The sequence below is a fragment of the Microbacterium ginsengisoli genome (assembly GCF_000956535.1).
Classification (GTDB): Bacteria; Actinomycetota; Actinomycetes; order Actinomycetales; family Microbacteriaceae; genus Microbacterium; species Microbacterium ginsengisoli.
The window spans coordinates 72476-95804 of the sequence record NZ_JYIY01000079.1; the positions used below are offsets into that span (position 1 = coordinate 72476).

Sequence of the window (23329 nt, forward strand, 5' to 3'; positions counted from 1 at the left end):
GGTAGGTTCGAGCCGTGGCACAGAAGACACCGGCTCCGACGTCCTCCGCCTGGCTGAGCGCCTCCGCGCTTCCTCTCCGGCCCGCCTCCGCGTGGGCGGCCCCGGACGGAACGGTGAGCGGTCGCATCCCCCTCGCAAGCCCGCGTCCCGTCGCACCCGACGTGCGCTACACCCCCACCGCGTTCGCGGGCGAGGCGGTGCCGTTCAGCGTGACCGCGTTCCGCGAGGGCCACGACCTCATCGGCGTGCACGTGCGCCTACTCAGCCCGAGCGGCGACGAATCGCTGCACGCCCTCGCGCCCGTCGACGGCGTTCCCGACCGGTGGAGCGCACTCGTCGCCCTGCGTGAAGAGGGCACCTGGCGGTTCCGGTTCGAGGCGTTCGGCGACGACATCGCGACCTGGCACCATGCGGCATCCGTCAAGATCGCCGCCGGCGTCGACATCGAGCTCATGCGCGAGTCGGGAGCGCTCCTGCTCCTGCGCGGCGCCGCGGAGAAGGACCGGCCGACCGCCGAGCGCGCGCAGCTGCGCGCCCAGGCGGAACGACTGCGTGACAGCACCGTCGACACCGTCGCCGCGCTCGCGATCGTCGACGACCCGGCCCTCGCCGCCGCCTTCTCACGCCGTCCGCTGACCTCGCTCGTCACCCTCGGCGATGACCTCGCCCTCCTCGTCGAGCGCGAGCGCGCCGGTGTCGGTGCCTGGTACGAGTTCTTCCCGCGGTCCGAGGGCGCGCGCCGCCAGCGCAACGGCGTCGTGAAGAGCGGCACCTTCCGCACCGCGACCAAGCGCCTGCCTGGAGTCGCCGGGATGGGCTTCGACGTGCTGTACCTGCCGCCGATCCATCCGATCGGCGTCCGCAACCGCAAGGGCCCGAACAACACCCTCACCGCCGGCCCCGGTGATCCCGGATCGCCCTGGGCCGTCGGCGGCACCGAGGGCGGACACGACGCCGTGCATCCCGACCTCGGGACGCTCGCGGATTTCCGTGCGTTCGTGCGCGCAGCCCGCGCAGAGGGCCTCGAGATCGCGCTCGACCTCGCCCTGCAGGCCTCCCCCGACCACCCCTGGGTCACGGCGCATCCGGAGTGGTTCACGACCCTCCCCGACGGCTCGATCGCGTACGCCGAGAACCCGCCGAAGAAGTACCAGGACATCTACCCCCTGAACTTCGACAACGACCCCGAGGGCATCCGCACCGAAGTGCTGCGTATCGTGCGGCACTGGATCGCCCAGGGCGTGCGCATCTTCCGGGTCGACAACCCCCACACCAAGCCCCTGCAGTTCTGGGAGTGGCTCATCGCCGAGGTCACGCGCACCGACCCCGACGTCGTCTTCCTCGCAGAGGCGTTCACCCGGCCCGCCCCGATGCGCGCCCTCGCGATGGGCGGGTTCCAGCAGAGCTACAGCTACTTCACCTGGCGCAACACCAAGGCCGAGCTGGAGGAGTTCCTGCAGACCGCGGCGGACGAGACATCCGACTTTCTGCGCCCCAACCTGTTCGTCAACACGCCCGACATCCTCACCGAGTACCTGCAGTTCGGCGGACGGGCCGCGTATGCCGTACGCGCCGTGATCGCCGCCACCGCGGCCCCCAGCTACGGCGTGTACGCCGGCTTCGAGCTGTTCGAGAACGTCGCCCGTCCGGGCGCCGAGGAGAACATCGACAACGAGAAGTACGAGTACAAGTTCCGCGACTGGGATGCCGCAGAGGCCCGCGGAGACTCGCTCGCACCGTTCCTGCGGCGCCTGAACGAGATCCGTCGCGCTCATCCCGCCCTGCGGCAGCTGCGCAACCTGCAGGTGCAGTGGAGCGACGACGACGCCGTGCTCGTCTATGTGAAGCACCTGCCCGCGGCCCTCAACCCGGCCGGCGTCGACGACACCGTCATCGTCGTCGTGAACGTGGATCCCCACTCGGTGCGGGAGACGACGGTGCACCTCGACTCCCGCACGTTCGGCGTCCCCGCCGGCACTCCGTTCGAGGTCGAGGATCTCGTCACGGGCGCCGTCTGGACCTGGGGCGAGCACAACTACGTGCGCCTCGACGCGTTCACCCAGCCCTCCCACATCCTGCACGTGAGGAGCAGCCGATGAGCATCATCGACGACGCCGCACTCGACGCCGTGGCGCACGGCGCCCATCACGAACCCCACGCGATCCTCGGCATCCATCCGTATCGGGATGCCGCCGGCTCCGCCCGCGCGACGGTGCGCGCCCGACGTCCCCTCGCCGACAGCGTCACGGCGGTGTTCGTCGATGGCGACCGCGTGCCGCTCGTGCACGTGCGGTCCGGGATCTGGGAGGGCGAGCGGGTCGGTCCGGCTCTCGCCTACGAGCTCGAGACCGCCTACGCGAACGGTCCGTCCTTCACCGCGGACGACCCCTATCGCCACGCACCGACCATCGGCGAGCTCGACCTGCACTTGATCGCCGAGGGGCGCCACGAGCAGCTGTGGCGGGTGCTCGGCGCCCACCTGCGCGAGAGCGACGGCACCGCCGGGGCATCCTTCGCCGTCTGGGCTCCGCACGCACGCGCCGTGCGTGTCGTCGGGGCGTTCAACGGCTGGGACGGGGCCGGCCACGCGCTGCGCTCGATGGGAGCGAGCGGCGTATGGGAGCTGTTCGTCCCGCACCTCGACGAGGGCGCCGTCTACAAGTACGAGATACTCACCGCGCACGGCGAGTGGATCCTCAAGGCGGACCCGCTCGCGCGGCAGGCCGAGGTTCCGCCGGCGACAGCGTCGATCGTGACCAGGTCGCGCTACGGCTGGGGCGACGGCGACTGGCTGCACCACCGCTCCACGCATCAGCCCCTCGATCAGCCCATGTCGATCTACGAGGTGCACCTGGGGTCGTGGCGACAGGGGCTCTCCTACCGCGACGCCGCTGATCCGCTCATCGACTACGTCACCGCTCACGGCTTCACGCATATCGAGTTCCTGCCGCTCGCCGAGCACCCCTTCGGCGGTTCGTGGGGGTATCAGGTGTCGGGCTACTACGCCCCGACCAGTCGCTTCGGCTCCCCCGACGATCTTCGCTATCTGATCGACCGACTCCATCGCGCCGGCATCGGCGTGATTATGGACTGGGTACCCGGTCACTTCCCGAAGGACGCCTTCGCCCTCGCCCGTTTCGACGGCGATGCCCTCTATGAGCACCCCGACCCTCGGCGCGGCGAGCACAAGGACTGGGGCACGCTCATCTTCGACTACGGTCGCGCGGAGGTGCGCAACTTCCTCGTGGCGAACGCCCTGTACTGGTTCGACGAGTTCCACGTCGACGGCCTGCGTGTCGATGCCGTGGCCTCGATGCTCTATCTCGACTACTCCCGCGAGCCGGGAGAGTGGGAGCCGAACGTGCACGGCGGCCGCGAGAACCTCGAGGCCATCTCGTTCCTCCAGGAGGTCACCGCGACGTCCTACAAGCTGTTCCCCGGCATCTCGCTGACGGCGGAGGAGTCGACGAGCTTCCCGGGTGTCACGGCGCCCACCGACGCCGGCGGGCTGGGCTTCGGCTTCAAGTGGAACATGGGCTGGATGAACGACTCGCTGGTCTACATCTCCCGAGACCCGCTCTACCGTTCGCACCACGAGGGAGAGCTGTCGTTCTCGTTCGTCTACGCGTTCAGCGAGAACTACGTGCTGCCGATCTCACACGACGAGGTCGTGCACGGCAAGGGCAGCCTCATCGGGCGCATGCCGGGCGATCACTGGCAGAAGCTCGCGAACGTGCGCGCTTACCTCGCCTACATGTGGGCCCACCCGGGCAAGCAGTTGCTGTTCATGGGGCAGGAGTTCGGCCAGTTCGCCGAGTGGTCCGAGAGCCGCAGTCTCGACTGGTTGCTTCTCGAGCAGCCCACGCACCGTCAGCTCGCGGATTTCGTCGCGGTGCTCAACGCGACCTACAAGGCCTACGCACCCCTGTGGTCACGGGACGCCGACGGCGCCGCGTTCGCGCGCCTGGGGGGCCCCACGTGGAACCCCACCGTTCAGGCCTTCTCCCGGCGCGACCATCACGGCAACGTGGTGGTGGCGCTCTGCAACTTCGCGGGCGCGCCGGTCTACGACTACGTCATCGACCTGCCGGAACGCGGTCGCTGGCGCGAGGTGCTGAACTCCGACGCGACCGAGTACGGCGGGTCAGGGGTCGGCAACTACGGCGTCGTCGAGACGGATGCCGCGGCCCGTGCGACGCTCGTACTGCCGCCGCTCGGCGTGCTGTGGCTCGCGCACGCGGACGGCGAATGATCGAGCGCTGACGAGCCGCGTCGGCGCCGCGGACTCAGAACAGCAGCGACGTGAGACGACCACGCGCACGGACGACGCGCGGGTCGCTGTCCCCGATCACACCGAACAGTTCGAGCAGGCGCTCGCGCACCGGCGTGCGCTCGTCGGCCGGGAGCGCCCCGAACAGGTCGAGGAGGCGTCCGAACGCGTCATCGACGTGCCCTCCGGCCAGGTCGAGATCGGCCACGGCGAACTGAGCGTCGGCATCGAGCGGTGCCGCGGCCGCGGCCGCCCGCGCCGTCTGCAGGTCGAGTCCCGCGACGCGTGCGAGCAATCGCACCTGACCGAGACCCGCACGGGCGTCCTCGTCCCGCGGGTTCTCGACGAGCGCCTGCTCGTACGCCGCCTCGGCACGCGGATAGTCGCCGGCTTCGATCGCAGCGAAGGCCTCCTGGTGCAGCGGCGGAAGCTCCGGCTCGACGGGTTCCGTCGCGGCATCCTGCTCGCCACGGGGCACTGTGCCGGTCACGCCGTTCTGCGCCGCGACCTGTAGGAGCTGCGCGAAGACCTCACGCACCTGCTCCTCGGGGACGGCGCCGGTGAACAGCGGCACGGGCTGGCCGCCCACGAGTGCCACGACGAGCGGGATCGACTGGGCGCGGAAAGCCTGCGCAAGCTGGGGGTTCGCGTCGACGTCGACCTTGGCGAGCAGCAGCTTGCCGTCGAGCTCGAGCACGACCTTCTCGAGGATCGGGCTCAGTTGCAGGCACGGCCCGCACCATTCCGCCCAGAGGTCCACGACCACCGGCACGCTGCGGGAGATCTCGAGCACCTGCGGGAAGCTCTGGTCGGTGACATCGATCACGAGCGAGGGAGCCCCCGCAGCCCCGGCCGCGGGTGCAGCACCCGGCGCCGGCGCTGCCGGGCGGTTGCGCAACGACGATAGGTCGACAGCGCCGCGGAGGACGGAACCGGGGGTGGGAGAGCTCACTGGATCACCTTCGCGTCGAGCACGTTCGAACTGTAGCCGAGCAGACGGATGCGGTCGGTCGACCCCTGCGCGGGGACGTAGAAGAACAGCTGGTCGGCGTACCGGCTCGTCACGCCGGTGGGCGACTCGGTCGCGCCGGTGAGCGCCGCCACCACCTTGTTGTCGCCGAACTTGATGGTGATGTCGCCTCCCGTCGGCTTCACCGTGTCGACCTCGTTGACACTCACCGCGACGATCGCGCCGCTCTCGAGCGTCGCCAGTGCCAGCGGGGTCGTGCTGCCCGCCTCGGCCGAGAACGTGAAGCTGCCGGTGGTCGACGCGGTCGTGTTGAACTCCTGCAGGCGCTTCTGCCGGTCGGCCTGCACACTCGCGTAGAAGGCGTCCGACTGCTCATCGAAGAGGTTCGCCGATGTGCTGTTCTCCCCGTTCGTCAGCAGGTCGGCATACGCGGCCGCAAGCTGGTCGGGAGCGATGGACAGGAGTCCGAAATCCGGCGGGATCTGAGTCGCGCCCACGAAGTCCGGGGCGAGATCGGGAAGCACTGTCGATCCCGCGAGACTGCCGAGGTACTGCAGCTTGTAGTTCGACCACGGATCCTGCTGCTGGAGCATCATGATGGTCGCGGTCTTCTTGCCGTCGGTCTCGTCGCTCACAACCGCCATGACCATGCGCGGCCAGGCGTCATATGCCTGCGGCAGGATCGGATAGACCTGACCGGACGGGATCGCCGGCAGCGCCGTCATGTCGGACACCTTGCCGCGCAGGGTGTAATTCGTCTGACGCTCCGCCAGTGCGGCGCCTGCGAGACGCGTGGCGGCGAGATTCGCATCGAGAGACGCGTCTGCGGTACCGACGGTGTCACGCACGCGAGCGATGATGTTCTGCGCCTGCGCGGAACTCACCACCGGGGCGGGCTGCCCCGCCGGTACCGTCGGCGCTGCCGAATCGGATGGACTGGACGAAGGATCGGGCACCGGCCAGGAATCGGCCGAGCATCCCGCGAACGCGAGCACGCCCGCGAGGGCGATCGGAAGCGCGAGCAGCCGTCGGGTGCCCCGAGACCGGCGTGTCGAGGGCGGGCTCGAAGAGATGACGCCGCGGTCGGGCGACTCGATCGCGAGATCGATCGGCTCGGTCACCGGAAGAGGCGGCGGAGCCTTGCGACGCGGGCCGCGGGACCGTCGCGAATGCCGGATCGCGAGGATGTACAGCACGATGCCGACGAGAAGGAACACTCCTCCGAGCACGATGAGGGGCCCGGCCCAGGGGGTCGATGCGCGCAGCGGCCAACTGATCGTCACCGTCGACGGTGCGGCGGCCTTGCCGTCAGACGCGACCAGCACGCTCATTCCCTGCGGCACCTGCAGCGAGCTGGAGAGGGCACCGCTTCCGGAGAACTCCTCGAGCCACAGATCCGAGCCGGTCGGGGGAACGGGAGTCGCGGCGTCCGTCGCGACCTGCTCGTTGGTGGCGTCCGTCGGATCGACGGTCTGCGCTGCGTTCGCCGCAGCCGCCACGACCGTCGTCTGGGTGTTGCCCGACGCGTCGAGCGTGACGTCGTTGTACGACACGTTCGACAGCCACGCCTTCACGTCGGCGGTACGGCCATACGACACGAACAGAGCGGATGCCCCGCGCAGCGCGACCCGCTGGACGCCCGGCTCGCGAGTGAGCACAGCACCGTCGATCAGCGTGTACGGGGCCGATCCGCTCGTCTGAATCTGCGTGGTGCGCTCAGGGGGACCTTGGAAGATGGTCCGCTGGGAGATCCCGGCGCCGATCAGGATGGCGGCGAGCACGAATGCCGCCACGGCCCACACAAAACGCACGAAATGAGTCCTTCCCTGTCCCCGGGTATGAGACACGCCGACACGGCCGACTCTCCAGGTTAGCCCAGACGACCTGGGGACGTCCCGCGAGCGTGTACGACAAGGGCATCTCGACGGAACGCCGTAGTCTCGAGCCAGACCGACACCGCCCCCAGGAGCCGCCGTGAAGCTGTATCAGCCCTTCCGCACCGCCTTCCTCGCGACGCTCGGTGTGGGACTCGGGATCCTCCTGATCTCCAGCGTGCAGACCCTCTCGACGATCCTCCTCTACATCGGTACCGCGCTGTTCCTCTCGCTCGGACTCGAGCCCGTCGTCTCGTTCCTCGAGCGTCGGCGACTGCCGCGATGGGCCGCGGTGCTGCTGACGATCCTCGCCGTGCTCGCCCTGTTCGCCGGCATCGTGCTCATGGTGCTGCCGATCCTCATCGGGCAGGTCAGCGACCTCGTGCAGGAGATCACCCGCTACTTCCAGGCGGGCACCTTCATCGACGACGTGAAGAACTGGGTGCACACCGTGTTCCCCGGCCTCAGCGACTCGTCCATGAACGACGCTCTCACGAATGTGCAGAACTGGCTTCTCGCCAACTGGGGATCCATCACCGGAGGCCTCATCAACGCGGGTCTCGCATTCTTCAGCGGACTGACGGGCGCTGTCATCGTCCTGGTGCTCACCATCTACTTCACCGCGTCGACCCCGTCGCTGAAGGCCGCAGTGTACAGCATGGTCCCGTCATCGAAGCGGTCACGCTTCGTGGATCTGTCCGAGCAGATCACGGATTCGGTCGGCTACTACGTCATGGGACAGGTCGCTCTCGGCGTGGTCAACGGCGTGCTGAGCGCGATCTACCTGTCGATCATCCAGGCGCCCTTCCCCGCCGTGCTCGCTGTCGTGGCCTTCTTCTTCTCCCTGATCCCCCTCGTCGGAACGCTCACCGGCTCCGCGATCATCGTCCTGACCTGCCTCATCCCCGGACTGGGATCGCCCGCAACCGCCCTCGCCGCAGGCATCTACTACCTTCTCTACATGCAGCTCGAGGCCTACGTGCTGTCCCCGCGCATCATGAACCGCGCGGTCTCCGTGCCCGGCGCGGTCGTCGTGATCGCCGCCCTCGCCGGCGGTTCCCTTCTGGGCCTGCTCGGTGCGCTCGTCGCGATTCCGATCGCCGCGAGCATCCTGATCCTCTTCCGCCAGGTGCTCATTCCTCGACAGAACGAGCTCTGAGCGCTTCGCGTCAGCCCAGCTCCCCGCTCCATTCGGTCGGGAGGGGGTCCGCCCCCGGACGAACGATCGACACGATCTCATCGAGCACGCGCCGCGTCTGCGTCTCACCCACCCAGAGGTGCTTGCCCTCGGGGACATCCACGATACGTGCGTGCGGAACGGCGGCGAAGCGTTCGCGCGCCTGCACCGGGGGGAGGAAGTCATCCCACTCCGGAACGACCGCCACCATCGGCCTCTCGTCACCGGCCCATGCGGCGAGCTCGCGCTCGGTCGTGCGTCGCAAGGGCGGAGACAGGAGGATGAGCCCGGCGATGTCATGCCCACGCCCGTGTTTGAGCGCGACCTCCGTGCCGAACGACCAGCCGACGAGCCAGGGCACCGGCAGTCCCCGCTCGGCGACGAACGAGACCGCGGCGGCCAGATCGGCCGCCTCGGCCTCACCATCGCCGAAGGTTCCCTCGCTCCTTCCCCGTGGCGAGACGGTGCCACGGGTGTTGAACCTCAGCACGGCGATGTCCGCCAACGCCGGAAGCCGCGCGGCCGCCTTCCGAAGGATGTGGGAGTCCATGAACCCGCCCTGCGTGGGCAGAGGATGCAGCGTCACCAGGGTCGCGACCGGACCGTGCTCGAGCGGCTCCGCCAGCTCCCCGGCGAGCGTGAGCCCGTCGGACGTGCGCAGCGACACCTCTTCACGACGCGCCGGCAGCTGCACCGCGCCTCGGATCTCCGCGCTCATCCGATCCGCCAGCAGCTCTCGTGCCAGTGACGACGAGCGGCGAGGTCAGCCGCATCACCGAGGACCCCGTCAGCCCGCCAAGCGACCAGGTGGGCTGTACCCGGAATGATCACGCGCCCGCACCCCGGGCAGATGTACTCCTTGACGGCATTCGCCGGACCGACCGGCTGCACGTTCCACTCGACACCGCGGCGAGTCTCGATTCGCCGAAACCCTTGCAGCAGCCGGTCGAACGAATCATCGGCCGCGCTGTCGTCTCGCCGACGGCGATGCGACCGCGGCACGGCTCAATACCAGCCGGTCGCGTTCGAGTGAGCCCAGGCACCGCACGGGGTGCCGTAGCGGCCCGTGATGTACCCCAGGCCCCAGGTGATCTGCGTGGCCGGGTTGGTCTGCCAGTCGGCGCCGGCGCTGGCCATCTTGCTGCCGGGAAGGGCCTGCGGGATGCCATAGGCGCCGCTCCCCTTGTTGTAGGAGGCGACGTTCCAGCCCGACTCGCGATTCCACAGGGCGACCAGGCACGAGAACTGGTCCTGCCCCATGCCGCGCGCCTCCAGCATCTGCAGTGCGATCGCCTGCGCGGTGCCGGGGTCCGGGGTCACGAACGGCGGAACGAACGACTTCACACTCGAGGTGGCCGTCGCGACGACCTTCGGCTTGGCCGCGGCCGAATAGCCCCCGCGGTCGAGCTCGACCGTCGCGTCACCCGACACCGACAGCGACTGCGCCGCCGCGACGGTGATCGAGTAGATCGACGAGGGCGCGGATGCCGCACTCGGATCGGTGCCCGCTGATGCCACCGCCATGCCCGCAGGGGCCAGAGACGCGCCCAGGAAGCCCACGGCGGCGACCACGGCGAACACGCTCGCAACCGCCCGCCGACGAGACCACCGAGGACGACGGGCGACCACCGCGGACCGCGGCATCTGCGCCGCCGCCAGGCGCGCTTCCCGTCGGGTGGCGGGAGCGGTGCGCACAGTCGTCACGTGGTAGCCAGAAGTCACAGTGTCGCGAGTCTAACCCGCACAGCCTGGGTGCGCCATCGATGCCGACGCGTGGCGCTGCATCCGATCAGTCCACAATCCGATCAGTCCACAGCCAACTGCACGGTGACGACGGCATCGAGCACCGCGTCGACCTGCAGCTCGTCGTAGCCGCCGCGCTGCATGCGGAACGCAACGGCACGCACCTGCTCCACGGTGACCGGCTCCCCCGCCGCCAGGTATCCGGCGATGCGGTCGGCGACGATGTCGACCTCATCGAGCCGATAGCCGTAGCGGATCCAGGGAACTCGCGCGAACCGCTCGCGCCGGGGACGCGTGAGCCGATCGAGGATCTCCTGCGCCAGGCCGCGGTGCACGTCGATCCACCGGGCCGGTCCGAGGGCGTCAATCGCGTCTGCGCGCTCCCGCGCAGCGAAGGCGTCTTCCACCCGCGACAGGGCGGCGTCGACCGCTGCGACCTGGTAGCCGCGCCGCACGACCGGGAACGACGCCGAGCGCACGCTCTCCGCACTGAAGGGTGAGCCCGCAGCATCCGTCTCGAACGCGTCCCGTGCCTGCGCCAGGAATGCCTCCACCGCTCGCGGCTCGTATCCGCGAGCACGCCCGCGCTCGACCGGGAACAACGGCTCGCTGTAGGCGTCCGCCTCGATCTGATCGATCGCACTCGACGGTTCGTCGTGAACGGTCATGACACCACTCCCATCGGGAAGAACACGTAGTACAGGGCCAGAGCCGCTCCGGCCGACGGAAGGATCGAATCCAACCGGTCGAGGACGCCGCCGTGACCGGGGAGCCACGAACTCATGTCCTTGATGCCCAGGTCCCGCTTGATCATGGATTCGCCGAGGTCACCGGCGGTCGCGGTGCCGAGGATGACAAGACCGATGATGATGCCGGTCCACCACGGGAGACCGAGCATCAGCCACGCCAGCAGAATCGCGCCGACCACGGAGAGCACCGCAGCTCCCGCGAAGCCCTCCCAGGTCTTCTTGGGACTGATCTTCGGCGCCATCGGATGACGTCCCAAGGTCAGACCCGAGACGTAGGCGCCGGTGTCCGCGACGATCGTGATGATGAGGAACGCCATCACCCACCACTCGCCATGCGGTTGCCGCAGCAGCAGAATGGCGAGGCTCGCCAGGAACGGCACGTAAAGAGGGACGAAGGTGGCCAGCAGCACGTCGTCGACGACGTTGCCGTAGGTGCGGCCGTCCCGCTCGATCATCTGCCCCACCAGGCGCCAGACGATCGCGACCACCACGCCGCAGAAGAGCGCGACCCACATCTGCCACGGCCCGAGCAGGTATGCCGTCGCCGGCACGATCACGGCGATCGCGACCTGCGGGATGAGGTCGACCTTCCGGCCGGCACCTTGCAGCGCTCGCGAGAACTCGAAGACCCCGAGGACGGCGACCGCGAGGGCGAACAGCGCGAACGGCCAGTTCGCGAAGACGAGCGAGACGAACACGACCAGACCGATCGCGAGGCCGATCACGATCGCGAGGATCAGGTCTCGCCCCGTGCGCTGCTTGATGCGCTCATTCGCCTCTTCGAACTCGGCGCGTGCGTGCGCCATCTGCAGTTCGAACTCGTTGCGCGGCGCTCGCGCGGAACGCCGCATCGACCCGTGGCCGCCCGGCACGGTGTCCGGCGACGGGTCGGCGTCGCGCGACGAGTCACTCATGATCGCGGTCAGACCTCGAGGAGCTCGGCCTCTTTGCGCTTGAGCGCGACGTCGATCGAGTCGACGTGGCCGCGGGTGAGCGCGTCGAGCTCCTTCTCCGCACGCACGAGGTCGTCTTCACCGACCTCGGACTTCAGCGCGTCCAGATCGTCCTTGGCCTTGCGGCGGATGCCACGAAGGTGCACCTTCGCGTCCTCCCCCTTGCCGCGGACGATCTTCACGAACTCCTTGCGACGCTCCTGAGTCAGCTCAGGAAGGCTCACGCGCACGATGTTCCCGTCATTGGTGGGATTCGCGCCGAGGTTCGGCATGTCGCGGATCGCCTGCTCGATCGCCTTGAGAGCGGTCTTGTCGTACGGGGTCACGATGAGGGTGCGGGCCTCGGGGTTCGCGAGAGAGGCCAGTTGCGCGAGCGGGGTGGGAGTCCCGTAGTACTCGACGAGCACCTTCTGGAACAGCTGCGGGTTCGCGCGCCCGCTGCGGACGGTCGCGAAGTCCTCCTTCGCGGACTCGACAGCGCGGTCCATACGCTCTCCGGCATCGGCCAGAACGTCGGCGATCATGGGTGTCTCCCCTCGGTGGTGCAGTCTCAGAGTCTAGTGGCAGGGTCTCCGCCCGACCTGGGCGGGAACGAGGGTCACGAGGTGACGAGCGTGCCGATCTTCTCGCCCAGAAGCGCCTTGGTGATGTTGCCGTCGGGCTCCATGCCGAACACGCGCATGTCGATGCGGTTGTCCATGCACAGGCTGAACGCGGTGGAGTCGACGACCTTCAGTCCCCGCACGAGCGCGTCGCCGTAGGTGATGGTGTCGATCCGCGTCGCCGCGGGGTCCTTGCGAGGATCGGCCGTGTACACGCCGTCCACACCGTTCTTCGCGACGAGCACCTCATCAGCACCGATCTCGAGCGCGCGCTGCGCGGCGACGGTGTCCGTCGAGAAGTAGGGAAGACCCGCACCGGCGCCGAAGATCACGACGCGGCCCTTCTCCATGTGGCGCTCCGCGCGCCGCGGAATGTACGGCTCCGCGACCTGCGTCATCGAAATGGCGGACTGGACGCGTGTCGCCGCTCCGGCCTGTTCGAGGAAGTCCTGCAGGGCGAGGGCGTTCATCACCGTGCCCAGCATGCCCATGTAATCGGCGCGACCGCGGTCCATCCCGCGCTGACTCAGCTCGGCGCCGCGGAAGAAGTTGCCGCCGCCCACGACCACGGCCACTTCCACCGTATCGACGGCGGCGGCGATGTCGCGCGCGATGCGGCTGACGACATCCGGATTGACCCCGAGGGATCCACCCCCGAACGCTTCACCGGAGAGCTTGAGGAGGACGCGACGGCGTCCGGTCGATTCATCCATGCGAGGTCCTCTCGTCGTGTCCAACTTAGCGAGTGCGCACGCCAGACTTCGGGCACGCACGACGAAGGGCCCGCATCGAGCGATGCGGGCCCTTCGCGGCGATCAGGCGCCGACCTTGAAGCGGGCGAAGCCCGTGAGCGTCAGACCTGCGTCCTTCGCGACCTGCGCGACGGAGAGCTTGTTGTCCTTGGCGTAGTCCTGGTCGAGCAGCGCGACCTGCTTGAAGAACGCGTTCACGCGGCCCTCGACGATCTTCGGCAGCGCGGCCTCCGGCTTGCCCTCGTTGCGGGAGATCTCGGTGACGATCTCGCGCTCCTTCTCGACATCGGCCTCGGGGACCTCGTCGCGGGTGAGGTAGCTCGGGTTGGCGAACGAGATGTGCTGCGCGAGCGAGCGAGCGGTCTCGGCGTCGTCGCCCGAGTAGGCGAGCACCACACCGACCTGCGGGGGCAGGTCCTTGCTGGTCTTGTGCAGGTACACCTCGATGTGGTCACCGGCGAGCGTGCGCACGCGGCGCAGCTCGACCTTCTCACCGATGATCGCGGCCTCGTCCGAGATGAGCTGCTCGACGGTCTGGCCGTTCGCGTCGGCGGCCAGAGCGGCCTCGGCGGAGTCCGCACCGGCGGCGGCCGCGGCATCCGCGACCTTGTCGGCGAGGGCGATGAAACGCTCGTTCTTCGCGACGAAGTCGGTCTCGCAGGCGAGCTCGACGAGCGTCACCTTGCCGCCGAGCTCGCGAGCGGTCACGAGGCCCTCGCTCGTCGAACGGTCAGCGCGCTTGGCGTTGCCCTTCGCGCCCTTGAGGCGCAGGATCTCGACGGCCTTCTCGACGTCGCCGTCGGCCTCCTCGAGTGCCTTCTTGGTGTCGACCATGCCGGTGCCGAGCTGCTCGCGCAGCGCCTTGATGTCAGCGATGGTGAAGTTGGCCATGGGTGGCGGCTCCTTCTGTCTATGCGTTCGCGTGGGCGATCGGCGCGGCGCGATGCGCACGCCGCGCCGATCGTAGTGCGTCTGGACGACGCGGAGGTTTACTGGGCGTCGGCCTCGGGCGCGACAGCGGCCTCGGCGGCAGCCTCGACCTCGACGACCTCGGTCTCGACGACCTCGGCCTGCGGCTGCTCGAGCAGCTCGCGCTCCCACTCGGCCAGAGGCTCGGCCTCTTCGGCGTCGCCGGCAGGCTGGTGGCGCTGGATGAGCCCCTCGGCTGCCGCGTCCGCAATGATGCGGGTGAGCAGCGAGACCGAGCGGATCGCGTCGTCGTTGCCCGGGATCGGGAACTGGAACTCGTCGGGGTCGGCGTTCGTGTCGAGGATGCCGATCACGGGGATACCGAGCTTCTTGGCCTCGTCGATCGCGAGGTGCTCGCGCTTGGCGTCGACCACCCAGATCGCCGACGGCGTCTTGGTGAGGTTGCGGATACCGCCGAGCGACTTGTGCAGCTTGTCGAGCTCGCGCTGCTTGAGCAGCAGCTCCTTCTTGGTGAAGCCGGTGCCGGCCGGGTCGTTGAAGTCGAGCTCCTCGAGCTCCTTCATGCGCGCGAGGCGCTTCGACACGGTGGAGAAGTTCGTGAGCAGACCGCCCAGCCAGCGCTGGTTGACGAAGGGCTGGCCGACGCGGGTCGCCTGCTCGGCGATGACCTCCTGGGCCTGCTTCTTCGTGCCGACGAAGAGCACGGTGCCGCCGTGGGCGACCGTCTCCTTGACGAACTCGTACGCCTTGTCGATGTACGACAGCGACTGCTGCAGGTCGATGATGTGGATGCCGGAGCGCTCGGTGAGGATGAAGCGCTTCACCTTCGGGTTCCACCGGCGGGTCTGGTGTCCGAAGTGCACGCCGCTGTCGAGCAGCTGGCGGATGGTGACGACGGCCATGGCCGTTCTCCTGTCTGGCGCGGGGCGCCTCTTGCGGTTGTCCTCTGCGCGCGGATGCGGCGCGGAGCCTGGTGCCCGGCGCCACTCCGCCCGTCGAGACGGGACCGTCGGAGTGGATGCCACCCGGCGGAGACCGCCGGGCTCTGGGCACGCGTAGTCACCCCGACAAGCGAGGTGCTCGTTCAGCATACAGGACGCCGTCTCCTCCCCCGGCGGCCGAGCGGATGCGGCCTCCCCCGCGAGTTGCATCGTTCGCTCCCGCGTACGCCGCGAAGGCCAGCATCGACCCATGCGCCGCCCCCTCACCGCCGCCCTCCTCACCGCCGCACTGGCCCTCGCGGCGGGCGCACCGGCGGACGCGACACCGACCGCTGCGCCGGGCGGTGCCCGTGGGGTCGCGCAGCCCACCTGGTCGTGGCCGGTCGCGCCGCCGCGCGTCATCGCCGGATACGCGGCACCCGCCAGCGCCTACGGCGCGGGTCATCGCGGAATCGACCTGGCTGCGAATGAGGGCGCACCCGTTCTCGCCGTCGATGACGGAGTGATCGCGTTCGTGGGCACCGTGGTGGATCGAGCAGTGATCACGATCCGACATGACGACGGTGTGGTCAGCACTCTCGAGCCAGTGACTTCCGGCCTTCCCGTGGGCGCCCGCATCGCGGCAGGCGATCAGGTGGGAACGGTGACGACCGGGGGCCACGTCGCGCCCGGGGGCGTCCATCTCGGCGCACGTCTGCACGGAGCGTACGTCAATCCGTTGCTGCTCCTCGGAAGAGTCGAGCGGGCAGTGCTGCTGCCGTGCTGCGGCTGAGCACGACCAGAGCCGGCGTCTCGATGAGGACGCCAACGGCCGCACCCGTCAGGCGCGCGGATGCGCCTGACGGTAGGCAGCGGTCAGCCGCTCCGTCGACACGTGGGTGTAGATCTGGGTGGTACCCAGGCTCGCGTGGCCGAGCAGCTCCTGCACCGCCCGCAGGTCCGCCCCGCCGTCGAGCAGATGCGTGGCGGCCGTGTGACGGAGAGTATGCGGACCGACGTGCTCGACACCGAGGGCTGGCGCGAGTGCACTGCTGACGACCCGGTAGACCCCTCGGGGGGTGAGCGCGCCCCCGCGCGCACCGAGAAAGACGCGGTCGCCCGGGTCCGCACTCCGAGCCCGAAGCACCGGTCGTGCACTGTCGAGGTACTCGCCGAGGGCACGGTCGGCGGGCGCACCGAAGGGGACGACCCGCTCTTTGTCGCCCTTGCCGCGCACTCGCGCGGTGCGGCGCGCGCGGTCGATGTCGGTCACGCGCAGAGCGCAGAGCTCCGAGACCCGTACTCCGGTCGCGTAGAGCATCTCGAGGAGCGCGTGGTCGCGCACGGCGACGGGGTCCCGTTCGGCGGCCCGGGCTGCGGCCGCGGCCAGCACCTGGTCGACCGCGGTCGTGGTGGCCACCCGCGGCAGGGTGCGCCCGCGGGCTGGTGCGGCGAGGCGGGCCGCAGGGTCGCGCGCCACCAGTCCCCGCTCGAATGCCCACGAGAACAGTCCGCGCACGGTGGCACGGCGGCGGGCGAGCGTCGCGGGCGCGTCCCCCCGCTGCACGGCAGCCCACATCCACTCCCGCAGATCATCCGTGTCGATGTCGTCGATCGAACGGTGCTCGCCGAGATGGTGCGAGAGATCGACCATGTCCTGTGTGTACGCCCGCACCGTGGCAGGAGACAGGCGCCGAACGTCGCGAAGGTGGACGAGCCATTCGCGGGCGACCTCGTCCAGCGCGGCGGGCGGGCGCGGGGACGACGGCACGACGGATGCCTCGGACGTCATGGTTCCAGTGTGCGGTGCGATGCTCCGACGCTGGGCACGACGCGGCGACGATGACGCATCAGGTCACCCGAAGCCACCCCTCACCTCGGTCGACCGCGTCACCGGCAAGCAGGGCGTATCCGAGGATGACCGCAACGTCGGACGGGTCCATGCCTGCCCGGCGCGCGATGTCGCCCACCGTGCGCGGCGCCCTCGTCGAGAGGGCGTCGCGCACCCGCGTCGCGTCGTCGGTGCGCGCGGCGTCGACGCCCGCGCCGGATGCGAGCCCGGCGTCGATGCCGACGAGCGCGAGGGCGTCATCGGCGCACGTGATGCACACGGCGTCGTAGTCGCGCAACAGCCGATGACATCCCGCTGAGGCCGGGGAGGTGATCGGACCGGGAACCGCGCCGAGCGGCCGCCCGAGGGCCGACGCGTGGCCTGCGGTGTTCAGGGATCCGCTGCGCCAGCCCGCTTCGACGACGACAGTGGCGGCTCCGAGCGCCGCGATCAGCCTGTTGCGCTGGAGAAATCTCCATTTGGTGGGCGCGGCGCCGCACGGCACCTCCGCGGCCACGGCGCCTCCCGCGGCCATCGCCGCCTCGATCAGCTCGGTATGCCCCGACGGATACACCTTGTCGACACCGCCCGCCAGCACGGCGACGGTGCGGCCACCGACGCCGAACGCAGCCCGGTGGGCGACGCCATCGATCCCCCAGGCCGCGCCGGAGACGATGATCACGCCTCGTGCGGCGAGGTCGCCCGCCACCTCAGCGGCCGCCGCTTCGCCGTACGCGGTCGCCGCCCGTGCGCCGACGATTGCGATAAGCGCGCCCTTTTGCGTCTGATGCAGGTTCCTTCGGGGTTCCAGGTGTCGTTGATCGTACAGGGAGCCTCGTTGGTGCCATCTCCTGACTGGCGACGACTTGCGCTCGGTCCGTTGTTTCGCGTTAGATGCGTATTGTCTGCGTTTGATGGGAGTAAACGGGTGGTTTCAGGGATGACGGCGCATGGTGTTGCGGGGCTGTATCTGGCCTCGGGCGTGTCGTTGTTGCGTGCCGAGGAGTCCGTGTTCGAGGCGATGGTGACGGGTTGGCGGGCACAGCAGATGGGCGGGCGCGGTCTGCGCGAGGACTACGTGACCGGGACGGTGCGCGCGGTCCGGCAGTTCCATACGCACGCGGGCACGTGGCCGTGGTTGTGGTCGGCGGGCCTGTTCGATGATTGGATGATGGATCTGGTGTCGGTGCGGCAGTTGGCGCCGTCGACGATCCGCGGCTATCAGTTGGCGGTGCGGCAGTTCTGCGACTACCTCACCTCGGAGCACTACGGGTGGGTGGCAGAGTGCGAGCTGCGGTTCGGAACGCACCCGGTGCAGGTCTGCCACGACTGGAACACGACCCGGCATCTGCAGGACTACGAGGGCCGGCCGGGGCGGCGACCGTTGACGCGATACGAGTTGCAGGCGCTGTTCGACCGCGCCGACGCGGAGGTCGAGCGGTGCCTGGAGAGTGGCCGCAAGGGCGCGTTGCCAGCGTATCGGGACGCGGTGCTGCTGCGAGTGGCGTATGCGTGGGGGTTGCGGGCGAACGAGGCGGTTCATCTGGATGTGACCGACTTCTACCGCAACGCGCACGCCCCGGAGTTCGGCGAGTTCGGGATGCTTCACGTCCGCCACGGAAAGTCGTCGCGGGGCGGCCCACCCAAGCGGCGATCAGTGGTGACGCTGCGGGACTGGGCGGTGGAGGCGGTGCAGGACTATCTGGAGAACGTCTGGCCGCTGATGCGGCCGGACGGTGAGCGGGCGCTGTGGTTCTCGGAGCGCGGCACCCGGCTGCGGACGAGGGAGCTGTCGGACCGGTTCGCCGCCTACCGGGACGACCTCGGGTTCGACCGGGTGCTGTCTCCGCACGCGCTGCGGCACAGCTACGTGACGCATCTGATCGAGGAGGGCGTGGATCCGGTGTTCGTGCAGCGGCAGGTCGGGCATCAGCACCAGTCCACGACGTCGATCTACACCGGGGTCAGCGGCGACTTCGCGAACAAGATGATGCGGGATGCGTTGGAGCGGCTGCGGCCGCAGGAGGAAGGAGCGGGCCGATGAAGGTGATCGGGTACGAGTGGCGGTTGCGGGAGGTGATGGCGGCGTCGGGGATCTTCGCGACGTCGAAGCTGGTGCCGTTGTTGCGTGAGCGCGGGATCGAGTTGTCGGCGAGCCAGATCTACCGGTTAGCGACGGAGAAGCCGGAACGGCTGAACATGCACGTGCTGGTCGCGCTGATGGACATCTTCGAGTGCAGCGCGGACGACCTGGTCCGCAAGGTCGACCTGGGCGCCTCGGCGGCGGCGACCGGCACCGACGGCGAGGACCGGTCCGCGGGCGGCGCGGCGACGTTGCGGGAGAAGGGCCTGCGTCCGCCGCGGGCGCGCGTGATCCCGACGGATGGGTGACGAGGTCCGCGACGTCCTGGTCGCGGTCATCGCCGAGGTCGAGACGACCGTCACGCGAGATGTCATCCGTCAGATCGTGAACCGCACGATCGTCCGGGAACCCGCAGGGCGGCGTCTGCTCGCACAGCTGACCAAGGATCCGGGGATGCTGGTGTCGGGGTCGACGCGGATCCCGCGATTGCTGGATCGCATCCTGCTCGATCTCGCCGACGCCGGCGGCAGCACGGTTCGCCCGCCGGGCTGCGCACGCTGCGGCCGGGTGGAGTTGCTGGTCTGCCGGGACGGTGAGGATCGGATCTGCGCGGCCTGCGGGCGGGCGCGCCTGGACGTGCTGATCGACTGCGTCGAATGCGAGCGGAGCGGGCAGCTGCGGCACGCGCAAGTGGGCGACCGGGCCTACTGCCGCTCCTGCTGGCGGGCGCTGCAGGACGTCGCCGACGAGCGCCTGGACAGGTTCGTCGCCGAGCGGATTCCCGGCGGGACTCTCTACATGATGCTGACCGCGACCGAGGGACTGAAGGCGGATCGCACGTTGCGACTCGCGCTGGAATGCGAGCTGTTCGGCGCCGACTGGATCGCCGACCCGCCGGCATCGTCGGTCCTGTTTGCCACGTTCTACGAGCGGCTGCGTGAGCTCGGCGCCCAGCTGCCAGCCCTGACCTGCGGGCACTGCGGCCGGGTCCGGAAGCTCCCGGACCGACTCGAGGGGCGGATCTGCTGCGGCGCCTGCTACAAAGCCGCGCACCGGGCGGTCTGCGACGGATGCGGCAACACGGCCCATTTGGAGCTACGCCGCCCCAACGGTGACAGGCTCTGCCAGGCCTGCACGAACCAGCTGCCCGAATCCTCCGCGGAGTGCATCGGCTGCGGGAACCACCGGCTGATCGCGGTGCGCACTTCGGACGGGCCGATGTGTTCCGGCTGCCGGACCGCGCCCGGCACCGATGTCTGCACGGTGTGCGGCACCTCGGGTCCGTGTCGGTTCCCCGGCACCGAGAAGGCGATCTGCCTGACCTGCTACGCCGCCGCCCGGGTGGACATCTGTCACCGCTGCGGGCGAGAGCGGGAATGCCGGTTCGCGGGCACACCCAAGGCGATCTGCACGCCTTGCGCGCTCCCCCGCAAACCGTGCTCGGTCTGCGCCCGGGTGGTGCTCCCGATCCGGCACACCCCGGACGGGGAGCCGCTCTGCTGGAACTGCGCCCCGCACATCGTGGAGGCATGCATCGGCTGCGGCCGCGAAGCGCGGGTCAGCGCACGCACTGACCAGGGGCCGCTCTGCCAGCGTTGCGCCCGGACCAGCCCGCTGATGTTCCGCGATTGCCGTCGCTGCGGGACTCACGGACGGCTGCACCACCGCCGCTGGTGTGATCGCTGCTACGCCGACGACAAGATCCGCGAACTGCTCCCGGACGATGTCGTGGCAGCCATTCCGATGCTCGCGACACTGCGCGAGCGGTTCCTGGCCGCGGACGAGCGACGCACCCTGGACGCCTTCCGCCGCAACACGACGGTCGCGATCCTGCGGGAGGCCGTCTCCGGCACGGAGCCGCTGAGCCACGCGCTGCTGGACCGGCTGGGCACGCCTGGGTCGACTGCCCCCGTCCGGGCGCTGCTGGCCGAGTATGGCTTGCTCCCTGCGCGGGACGAGCAGTTGGTCCGGTTCGAGACCTGGTGCCAGGACCGGTCGGCGCAGATCCTCGACCCGGACCATCGCCGCCTGTTCGACCGATTCGTCCGCTGGCGTCATCTTCGGCAGCTGCGCGAGCAGGACCGCCAGACCGGGCGGCGGCAATCAGACGGGCGACGGCAGGAACTGACCCAGGTCCTCGGCCTGCTGGGCTGGCTCACCGCACGCTCGGAATCGCTGACGATGCTCGACCAGGCGCGGCTGGATCTCTGGCTGCTCGAGGGCCCAAGGCTTCGCCGACGCGTCGCGGCGTTCCTGGAGTGGGCCGCCCGCGACGGCACCTGCCCCCGCCTGCGCGTCCCTTCCCTGACCAGCACCCCCAACACGCCGACCGGCGCCAGCGTCGACGAACGCTGGGAACTGCTGGGCAGGGTGCTCAGCGCGCACGACGACGACCCTCGCACCCGACTCGCGGGCGCACTGCTGCTGCTGTTCGGGATCCCGGTGGCCCGGCTGCATCTGCTGCGCGTGACCGACATCACCTCCACCGACACGGTCACGATCCGTCTCGGCGCGGACCCGCTGGAGCTCCCCGACGCGATCGGGCAGCTCGCGATCACCGCCCGTGAGCACCGCGACGCGCCACGCCTGCTCACCGACGCCGGAGAATCCGATTGGCTGTTCCCGGGCCAGCATCACGGCGCTCCGCTCTCCCGCGACGCGCTCACCGACCGGCTGGCCAGGTTCGGCATCCGTGCCCGCCATGCCCGCGCCGGCGCGCTGGCCTCCCTCGCCCAGGAGCTGCCCGCCCCGGTGATCGCACGACTGACCGGCCTTCACGTGACCGCGGCCACCCGCTGGGCCGAAGCCGTCGTAGCCAGCAACGCCCGCTACAGCGCGCTCACACGCTGATCGGCGGCCACGGCAGACTCGACAGCATGAACGATGAGCTTCCCCCGCAGATCCGGACGATCGCCGACCGCATCGCGGACGGCTGGGCGGACACCATCGACATCGGCCCGGGATGGTTCGACCTTCTCGGCCCGGCTGGACCAACAGCTCGCCGAGATCTCGCCCGGCTACGTCATCGAGCAATGCAAGACGAAGTTCGGCACCCTCCGCTACTACGCGCGCCCCGAAGACGCCGACCACATCGACGCGGCCCGGTTCTCGGACATCATCCGGGATGCCGAGGACGAAAGCGCGACCGTCTGCGAGGACTGCGGCCAGCCCGCCCAGTAGGTCACGAGCCGCGGGTGGGTCTGGACCCTCTGCACCGCGCACGCACAGCAGCGGACGAACCCCTCCGAGATGTCGGCTGGCTGATCCATCATGGATGACATGACCGATCTGGACGCGCTCGTCCCGCCCCACGAACCCGCCGAGGACACGCTCGCCTTCGCCGGCAAGGCCGCGCTCTCGCTGGTTCCCGTCGTCGGCCCCCTCGCCGCCGAGACGCTCGCGCACGCGCTGGAGACGAGGCAGGCCGAGCGACAGCACGAGTTCAACGTCGCGATCGCGCAGGCACTCACCGACGCGATCTCGCGGCTGGATGAGGCTGCGACGATCGAGGACATCGTCGGGTCGGACGAGTTCATCGCCGCGGTCACCCGGGCGCAACGCGCCGCGGCCGAGACCGCCAGCCACCACAAGCGACAGCGTCTGGCCGCCGCGGTCGCCAACGGCGGGTCCTGGGCGCCGTTCTCGGCCAGTGAGCGTGAGCAGTTCACCCGGCTGGTCGACGAGTTCGACGAGCTGCACGTCTGGCTGCTGCACTACTTCGCCGACCCCACCGGCTGGCTGCAGTCCCGAGACCTCTACGCCCAGCACGCGAACCTCATGATGGGCGGCATCGACGGGCCGCTGGGCACCGCTCTCGGCGTCCCGCAGAATGTCTGGCGCGGACCCGTCGGTCAGGCCGCCTCGGACCTAGACCGGACAGGGCTTGCCTCGATTCCGCTGACCACGATGATGACCCCGCAGGGCGTGTTCGCACCGCGCACGTCCGAGAAGGGGCGACGATTCCTCGCGTTCATCAATGAACCCGACTCTCTGTCCGCGAATCCGCCGGCGTCCCTATGATTCCGATCGACCCCGTCGACATCGACGGCTTGCCACCCGGCCGGAACTGCCCGGCTTGCGGTGAGCCGCTCGAGCCTGGTCACATCGACGACTCGCTGCAGTTGGTCTGGCTCTGCCCCTCCCACGGCGTTGTCGACCGCACCATCGACCCGCTTCGAGGCCTGTGACAGTCACACGCAAGGATGTCTAGTTGCCTCACGACGCCGAGAATGTCTTGACTAGCGACTCGAGGTCTTCGTGAGGGAGCGCGCGTAGGGCCTGGCCGCTGCCGAGCTCCCACATCGAGAAGCCGTCCTTGCCGTCGGGCGTGCCGTGACGCATGGTCAGTTTCGTGGCACTTGATTCACCCGCAGCAGTTACACACGGTCGGTGAATCGGGTCTCGACTAGAATTGAGTCCAATGACTCGATGACTGTTGGAACAATTACTGTTTCGCCGAGATCATCTCAACAGTT

At 69.3% G+C, this 23329-nt stretch carries 23 protein-coding genes; 9 read left to right on the forward strand and 14 right to left on the reverse strand.

The features are described from left to right. Positions 1–14 precede the first annotated feature (14 nt). Both RR49_RS12445 and glgB read left to right on the forward strand, forming a co-directional pair. Positions 15–2099, forward strand: coding sequence for an alpha-1,4-glucan--maltose-1-phosphate maltosyltransferase (locus tag RR49_RS12445; RefSeq protein ID WP_048808855.1), 2085 nt, complete (start codon positions 15–17; stop codon positions 2097–2099). Next, positions 2096–4252, forward strand: coding sequence for a 1,4-alpha-glucan branching protein GlgB (glgB, locus tag RR49_RS12450; protein WP_045248412.1), 2157 nt, complete (start codon positions 2096–2098; stop codon positions 4250–4252). Before RR49_RS12445 ends, glgB begins: the two co-directional genes overlap by 4 nt. Positions 4253–4286: 34 nt before the next feature. Here glgB and RR49_RS12455 read toward each other — a convergent pair whose 3' ends face one another. Both RR49_RS12455 and RR49_RS12460 read right to left on the reverse strand, forming a co-directional pair. Further along, positions 4287–5222, reverse strand: a complete 936-nt coding sequence (locus RR49_RS12455) for a tetratricopeptide repeat protein (RefSeq protein ID WP_045248413.1) — start codon at positions 5220–5222, stop codon at positions 4287–4289. After that, positions 5219–7051, reverse strand: a complete 1833-nt coding sequence (locus tag RR49_RS12460; RefSeq protein WP_048808857.1) for a DUF8094 domain-containing protein — start codon at positions 7049–7051, stop codon at positions 5219–5221. The genes RR49_RS12455 and RR49_RS12460 overlap by 4 nt, the downstream gene beginning before the upstream one ends. A 163-nt stretch (positions 7052–7214) precedes the next feature. Here RR49_RS12460 and RR49_RS12465 point away from each other — a divergent pair, with 163 nt between their 5' ends. Continuing rightward, positions 7215–8273, forward strand: a complete 1059-nt coding sequence (locus tag RR49_RS12465; protein ID WP_045248415.1) for an AI-2E family transporter — start codon at positions 7215–7217, stop codon at positions 8271–8273. Between the two features lie 10 nt (positions 8274–8283). Here RR49_RS12465 and RR49_RS12470 read toward each other — a convergent pair whose 3' ends face one another. The 9 genes from RR49_RS12470 to rpsB all read right to left on the reverse strand — a co-directional run bounded on the left by RR49_RS12470 (position 8284) and on the right by rpsB (position 14922). After that, positions 8284–9009, reverse strand: a complete 726-nt coding sequence (locus RR49_RS12470; protein WP_045248416.1) for an alpha/beta hydrolase — start codon at positions 9007–9009, stop codon at positions 8284–8286. Further along, on the reverse strand, positions 9006–9293 hold the full coding sequence (locus RR49_RS16140; RefSeq protein WP_084603920.1) for an Rv1322 family protein: 288 nt from the start codon (positions 9291–9293) through the stop codon (positions 9006–9008). Before RR49_RS16140 ends, RR49_RS12470 begins: the two co-directional genes overlap by 4 nt. Before the next feature lie 3 nt (positions 9294–9296). Beyond that, positions 9297–9872, reverse strand: coding sequence for an aggregation-promoting factor C-terminal-like domain-containing protein (locus tag RR49_RS12475; RefSeq protein WP_235559454.1), 576 nt, complete (start codon positions 9870–9872; stop codon positions 9297–9299). Positions 9873–10096: 224 nt separating this feature from the next. After that, the gene (locus RR49_RS12480; protein ID WP_048808859.1) at positions 10097–10702 is read right to left on the reverse strand and encodes a DivIVA domain-containing protein; all 606 of its coding nucleotides are present in this window, start codon (positions 10700–10702) and stop codon (positions 10097–10099) included. Next, the gene (locus RR49_RS12485) at positions 10699–11697 is read right to left on the reverse strand and encodes a phosphatidate cytidylyltransferase (protein WP_045248417.1); all 999 of its coding nucleotides are present in this window, start codon (positions 11695–11697) and stop codon (positions 10699–10701) included. The genes RR49_RS12480 and RR49_RS12485 overlap by 4 nt, the downstream gene beginning before the upstream one ends. A gap of 8 nt (positions 11698–11705) precedes the next feature. Further along, positions 11706–12260, reverse strand: a complete 555-nt coding sequence (gene frr / locus RR49_RS12490) for a ribosome recycling factor (protein WP_045248418.1) — start codon at positions 12258–12260, stop codon at positions 11706–11708. 74 nt (positions 12261–12334) lie between these two features. Next, entirely contained in the window at positions 12335–13051 is a 717-nt protein-coding gene (pyrH, locus tag RR49_RS12495) for a UMP kinase (RefSeq protein ID WP_045248419.1), read from the reverse strand. Positions 13052–13153: 102 nt separating this feature from the next. After that, positions 13154–13981, reverse strand: coding sequence for a translation elongation factor Ts (tsf, locus tag RR49_RS12500; protein ID WP_045248420.1), 828 nt, complete (start codon positions 13979–13981; stop codon positions 13154–13156). A 98-nt stretch (positions 13982–14079) separates the two neighbouring features. Further along, on the reverse strand, positions 14080–14922 hold the full coding sequence (gene rpsB / locus RR49_RS12505; protein WP_045248421.1) for a 30S ribosomal protein S2: 843 nt from the start codon (positions 14920–14922) through the stop codon (positions 14080–14082). Positions 14923–15211: 289 nt separating this feature from the next. Between rpsB and RR49_RS12510 the strand changes: the two genes are divergently transcribed. Then, entirely contained in the window at positions 15212–15733 is a 522-nt protein-coding gene (locus RR49_RS12510; RefSeq protein WP_045248422.1) for a murein hydrolase activator EnvC family protein, read from the forward strand. Between the two features lie 48 nt (positions 15734–15781). On the opposite strand, the gene RR49_RS12515 is transcribed toward RR49_RS12510, so the two are convergent. Then, a complete protein-coding gene (locus RR49_RS12515; RefSeq protein ID WP_048808860.1) occupies positions 15782–16732 on the reverse strand; it encodes a tyrosine recombinase XerC in 951 nt (316 codons plus the stop codon). A 58-nt stretch (positions 16733–16790) separates the two neighbouring features. Then, positions 16791–17687, reverse strand: a complete 897-nt coding sequence (locus tag RR49_RS12520; protein ID WP_084603922.1) for a DNA-processing protein DprA — start codon at positions 17685–17687, stop codon at positions 16791–16793. 24 nt (positions 17688–17711) lie between these two features. Between RR49_RS12520 and RR49_RS12525 the strand changes: the two genes are divergently transcribed. From RR49_RS12525 to RR49_RS12545, 5 genes are all read left to right on the forward strand, one after another. Further along, on the forward strand, positions 17712–18815 hold the full coding sequence (locus tag RR49_RS12525; protein ID WP_045248423.1) for a tyrosine-type recombinase/integrase: 1104 nt from the start codon (positions 17712–17714) through the stop codon (positions 18813–18815). Continuing rightward, positions 18812–19162 carry a helix-turn-helix domain-containing protein gene (locus RR49_RS12530; RefSeq protein WP_045248424.1) on the forward strand — a complete coding sequence of 117 codons (351 nt, stop codon included), beginning with the start codon at positions 18812–18814 and terminating at the stop codon, positions 19160–19162. The genes RR49_RS12525 and RR49_RS12530 overlap by 4 nt, the downstream gene beginning before the upstream one ends. Beyond that, positions 19155–21704, forward strand: a complete 2550-nt coding sequence (locus RR49_RS12535) for a hypothetical protein (RefSeq protein WP_045248425.1) — start codon at positions 19155–19157, stop codon at positions 21702–21704. The genes RR49_RS12530 and RR49_RS12535 overlap by 8 nt, the downstream gene beginning before the upstream one ends. Before the next feature lie 33 nt (positions 21705–21737). Continuing rightward, complete coding sequence (locus RR49_RS12540; protein WP_048808862.1) at positions 21738–22034, forward strand: hypothetical protein; 297 nt, start codon at positions 21738–21740, stop codon at positions 22032–22034. Between the two features lie 99 nt (positions 22035–22133). Further along, on the forward strand, positions 22134–22874 hold the full coding sequence (locus tag RR49_RS12545; RefSeq protein ID WP_045248426.1) for a hypothetical protein: 741 nt from the start codon (positions 22134–22136) through the stop codon (positions 22872–22874). A 195-nt stretch (positions 22875–23069) separates the two neighbouring features. On the opposite strand, the gene RR49_RS16185 is transcribed toward RR49_RS12545, so the two are convergent. Continuing rightward, a complete protein-coding gene (locus tag RR49_RS16185; protein ID WP_281174781.1) occupies positions 23070–23195 on the reverse strand; it encodes a hypothetical protein in 126 nt (41 codons plus the stop codon). Positions 23196–23329 lie beyond the last annotated feature (134 nt).